A 5118-nucleotide genomic window follows, 5' to 3' on the forward strand; every position below is an offset into this window, starting at 1 on the left:
ATTGAGAATGGAATTAATTAAAGAAGAGTTAATTGAAATTAGAGATAAATATGGTGACGCTCGTCGTTCACTTATCGAATATTCTGGTGGTGATGTAAGCATCGAAGATTTAATTGCTGACGAAAATGTAGTTATTACAATATCGCACGCTGGTTATATAAAACGTACAAATTTGACCGAATATAAAACTCAAAATCGTGGTGGTGTTGGTCAAAAATCAGCTGGAACTCGAGATTTAGATTTCTTAGAACACATGTTTGTTGCTACAAATCATCAATACATGATGTTTTTTACACAAAAAGGAAAATGCTTCTGGATGCGTGTTTATGAAATTCCAGAAGGAAGTAAAACTGCTAAAGGAAGAGCATTACAAAATCTTATAAATATTGAGCCAGACGATAAAGTTAAAGCATTTATTTGTACCCAAGATTTAAAAGATAAAGAATATACCAACAGCCACAATCTTATTATGGTTACCAAAAAAGGTCAGGTTAAGAAAACATCTTTAGAGAAATATTCTAAACCAAGAATTAATGGTGTTGCTGCAATTACAATTAAAGAAGGTGACGAATTATTGGCGGCCGAATTAACTAACGGAACAAGTCAGATAATTTTGGCTGTAAAATCTGGTAAATTAGTTCGTTTTGAAGAAACTAAAACACGTCCAATGGGAAGAACAGCTTCTGGAGTTCGTGGAATTGTGTTAAAAGATGAAACCGATGAAGTAATTGGTATGGTTTCTGTAAATGATATGAACAGTGAAATTCTGGTTGTTGCAGAAAATGGTTACGGAAAACGTTCAAGCTTAGACGAATATAGAATTACAAATCGTGGTGGAAAAGGTGTTAAAACATTGAATATCACAGAGAAAACAGGAAAATTAATTTCTATAAATTCGGTAACCGATGCTGATGATTTAATGATTATCAACAAATCTGGATTGACTATAAGAATGGCAGTTGAAGATTTAAGAGTAATGGGAAGAGCAACGCAAGGAGTGAAACTTATTAATATTAAAGGAAACGATTCTATCGCAGCTGTAACTAAGGTTATGAAAGATGATGTTGAAGAAGTTATTGTTGACGAAGATGGAAATGTTATTGATGCACCAGTAATTGAAAGAGTAAAACCAGTATTGGAAATTCTTGAAGATGATGGAGTTGCAGACGACGACGACGACGACGATGAAGTTGTTGAAGAGGATGAATCTGAAGAAGAAGATTCAGACGATGAAGAATAAGTAATAAAAACCAAACCAATTTTAGATTGTATTTCAACTTTTTAAAATTGGTTTTTTAATAAATAAATTTAAATGTATTATTATGAATAAAGTAAAACAAATTTTAATTGCCGGAACATTATTAGTTTCTGTTGCTACTTTTGCACAAAAAGAGGAATTAAAAGCATTGAAGAAAATTTATGCTAAGGAAATTCCAACAGCAGCAGAAATGATTGATTATAAAGCTAATATAAATAAATTAGAAACATTAGCTACAGAAGAAGGCGATAAAGTGTATACAAATTTTTATAAGGCAATGACACCAATTTTGGATATAACAGTTTTAGGACCAACTGCAACGCCTTTACAAACATTTAAATATATTACTCCAAAAGCAGTTTCAGATTTAGAAAGTAGTTTAAATGCCACTTTAGAATTTGAAAAAAAGTCTGGAAAGAAAATTTATACTGATGATATTATTGAAACTATTGGAAGTTATAAACCAGTAATGCTTGCTTACGCTGATGGTTTATATAAAGGACAGAAATATAAAGAATCCGCAGAAGTTTTGTATTCTATATATAAAATGGATAAAAAAGACGTTGATAATTTGTATTATGCAGCAAGTTTTGCAGTAAATGGTAAAGAAAATGATTTAGCATTTAAATATTATCAAGAATTGAAAGATATTAATTATTCTGGAGATGCAACTCAATACTTTGCTGTAAACAAAGCAACTACTAAAGAAGAATATTACACATCTAAAACGGATAGAGATAATTTAGTTAGAATTGGAACTCATAGTTCTCCAAGAGAAGAAAAAGCAGAATCTAAAAAGCCAGAAATTTATAAAAATCTTGCTTTTCTTTTAACTCAAAAAGGTCAAACTAAAGAAGCTTTGGCAGTTTATTCAGAAGCTAGAAAAGCCAGTCCAGATGATGTTTCTTTAATTTTAGGAGAAGCAGATTTGTACTATACTCTAAAAGATATGGTTTCTTATAAAAAAGCTATTGAAAGTGCTTTAGAAAAAAATCCAAATGATGCCGATTTAAATTATAATCTTGGAGTAATGTCAACAAATGCTGATGATGCTGTAAATGCAGAAAAATATTATTTAAAAGCAATAGCTGTTGATCCTAATTATTATAATGCCTATTTAAATTTATCCGCTTTAAAATTACAACCAGATGCAAAATTGGTAAAAGATATGAATGCTATTACTGGAACATCTGATAAAGAGCTAAAAAAGTATGATCTTATAAAAGCAGAAAGAGCTAAAATTTTTAAAAGCGCATTACCATTATTAGAAAAAGCTTATGAAATTAAACCAGAAGATGAAACTGTAAAAAGTAATTTATTGTCTGTTTATAATTATCTTGAAATGACTGAGAAATACAAAGCATTAAAAGCTAAAATGTAGTTTTATATTTTTTATATAATTTTTTTAATCACTCTTAGCCGATGAGTATGTCTATTTTGTTCGGCATTATAAATTCCAAGATGATCTAATCTATCAATTCTAACTTTTCCACTTGCGTGAATTATGTAATTATTTTCTAAAATTATTCCTACGTGGATAATTTTACCTTCTTCATTATCAAAAAATGCCAAATCTCCAGCTTCACTTTCTTCAATAAAGCTTAAAACCTCACCTTGAGAAGATTGTTGCGATGCATCTCGAAGTAATTTATAGCCATTTAATTTATAAACCATTTGTGTAAAACCAGAGCAATCAATACCAAAAGGTGTTTTTCCACCCCAAAGATATGGTGAGTTTAAATATAAATAAGAAGTTGCAACAATATTGTTTTTAGGTTTTATTCCACTAATTTTTAATCCTTCAAATTCATAATTATCAGTATTTATATCACTGTGATTTAAAAACGATAAAGATGCTCCAAGTGTAATTGGAATTAATACATTATTTTTATCAGATACATATTCAACTAGATCAGAATTTAAAACAACCGCTTCTTTACAAAGTAATTTATAATTTTCTTCGGATATTATTTGATATTGTTTGGTGTCAATCCATCCTTCGTAATCGTCAAAATGCAACTTTATTTTTGTCCAACTTTTTTGTTGTTCAATAATTTCAAAATGTTCACCAAATAATACTTGCGATACAATTTCGCTTTTATCACTAGGTTCAATTCGTAAAGGTATTATAGACAAATTACAAATGGCAAACATTCTATAGTTAGGAATAAAGTTTATAAAATTTTAGATTTATTGTTAAACAAATTTTATTATGCCAATTCAATTACAATTGCAGAAGCACCACCACCACCATTACAAATAGCTGCAGCACCAATTTTAGCATTATTTTGTTGTAAAACATTTATCAAAGTTACCACAATTCTTGCTCCAGAACATCCAAGAGGATGACCAAGCGAAACTGCTCCACCATTTACATTTATTTTATCATTATCTAATCCTAAAATTTTAGCATTTGCTAAACCTACAACTGCAAAAGCTTCATTAAATTCAAAAAAATCAACATCAGAAATTGAAATTCCAGCTTTTTTTAGCGCTTTTGGTAATGCTTTCGCTGGAGATGTTGTGAACCATTTTGGTTCTTGTGCAGCATCAGCATAACCTTTTATGAATGCTAAAGGTTTTAATCCTAAAGAAATTGCTTTCTCTTCTGTCATTAAAATTAAAGCTGCTGCGCCATCATTTATTGTTGATGCGTTTGCTGCAGTAACAGTTCCGTCTTTAGTAAATACTGGATTTAAAGTTGGAATTTTATCTAATTTTACGTTTGTAAACTCTTCATCTACAGAAACCATAATTGGATCTCCATTTCTTTGCGGAACAGCAACTGGTATTATTTCATTAGTAAATTTTCCAGCATTTGATGCATTTGTAGAACGTTCATACGATTGAATTGCATAAGCATCTTGCTCTTCTCTTGATATTTTGTATTCAGTTGCACATAAATCGGCACAAACTCCCATGGCATTATTGTCGTAAGCATCAACTAAACCATCTTTTTGCATTCCATCAATCAAAGTTGTTGGTCCAAATTTTACTCCGTTTCTCATTTGAACATAATGCGGAATCATACTCATATTTTCCATTCCACCAGCAACAACAATTTCTGCATCGCCAGCAAGAATTGCTTGAGTTCCTAACATAATAGATTTCATTCCAGAAGCACAAACTTTGTTTACAGTAGTACAAGCAACCTCATTAGATAATCCTGCGTAAATTGCAGCTTGTCTTGCTGGCGCTTGACCAACTCCAGCTTGAACTACATTTCCCATAAAAACTTCGTCTACTAAATTGGCATCTAAATTAATTTTAGATAATGCGCCTTTAATAGCTGCAGCTCCAAGTTGAGTAGCTGAAACTGTTGATAATGCACCCATAAAACTTCCAATTGGAGTTCTTACTGCTGATACTATTACAATTTTTGTGTTCATAATTATAGTAGAAATTGAATGTTAAAACATTTTATTAGAATGCAAATTTACTATTTTTTACGGAAAATACATTTTTGAATCTATTTTATTGATAATTATTTGAACAAAACAGTTTTATTATTTTCTATTCTGTTGATTTTTAAGTTGTTCATTTAGGTCTAATTATTATATTAAAAAAAAGAATATAATTTGTTGTAAATATTATATTGAAACCTTACATTTGCAACCGCTTAAAAGATTTACGTTCATTGAGCTTGGAGAGTTGCCTGAGTGGCCGAAAGGACATGTTTGCTAAACATGCGTATGGGTAACTGTACCAAGGGTTCGAATCCCTTACTCTCCGCTTTTTTTGCTTTCGGGGTGTAGCGTAGCCCGGTTATCGCGCCTGCTTTGGGAGCAGGAGGTCGCAGGTTCGAATCCTGCCACCCCGACTTTAATTGTAATTTTAATAAAAATTATAATTTTTTTTAT

Annotated in this window: 4 protein-coding genes and 2 tRNA genes; 4 read left to right on the forward strand and 2 right to left on the reverse strand. The window is 30.8% G+C overall.

The genetic code is table 11. From position 1 onward, the window contains the following. Together ACH2BC_RS12530 and ACH2BC_RS12535 are read left to right on the forward strand one after the other, a co-directional pair. The coding region (locus ACH2BC_RS12530) for a DNA gyrase C-terminal beta-propeller domain-containing protein (protein ID WP_395054345.1) at positions 1–1240 on the forward strand (1240 nt) is incomplete at its 5' end. 82 nt (positions 1241–1322) lie between these two features. Next, positions 1323–2639, forward strand: coding sequence for a tetratricopeptide repeat protein (locus tag ACH2BC_RS12535; protein ID WP_395054346.1), 1317 nt, complete (start codon positions 1323–1325; stop codon positions 2637–2639). An 11-nt stretch (positions 2640–2650) separates the two neighbouring features. On the opposite strand, the gene ACH2BC_RS12540 is transcribed toward ACH2BC_RS12535, so the two are convergent. Both ACH2BC_RS12540 and ACH2BC_RS12545 read right to left on the reverse strand, forming a co-directional pair. Continuing rightward, complete coding sequence (locus ACH2BC_RS12540; protein WP_395054347.1) at positions 2651–3412, reverse strand: NlpC/P60 family protein; 762 nt, start codon at positions 3410–3412, stop codon at positions 2651–2653. A 56-nt stretch (positions 3413–3468) separates the two neighbouring features. After that, entirely contained in the window at positions 3469–4647 is a 1179-nt protein-coding gene (locus ACH2BC_RS12545; RefSeq protein ID WP_395054348.1) for an acetyl-CoA C-acyltransferase, read from the reverse strand. Between the two features lie 256 nt (positions 4648–4903). Here ACH2BC_RS12545 and ACH2BC_RS12550 point away from each other — a divergent pair. Continuing rightward, positions 4904–4990, forward strand: a tRNA-Ser gene (locus tag ACH2BC_RS12550). Positions 4991–5003: 13 nt separating this feature from the next. Then, positions 5004–5078: transfer RNA gene (locus ACH2BC_RS12555), tRNA-Pro, on the forward strand. The last annotated feature ends 40 nt before the right edge of the window (positions 5079–5118 follow it).

The organism is Flavobacterium sp., from assembly GCF_043760115.1.
GTDB lineage: Bacteria > Bacteroidota > Bacteroidia > Flavobacteriales > Flavobacteriaceae > Flavobacterium.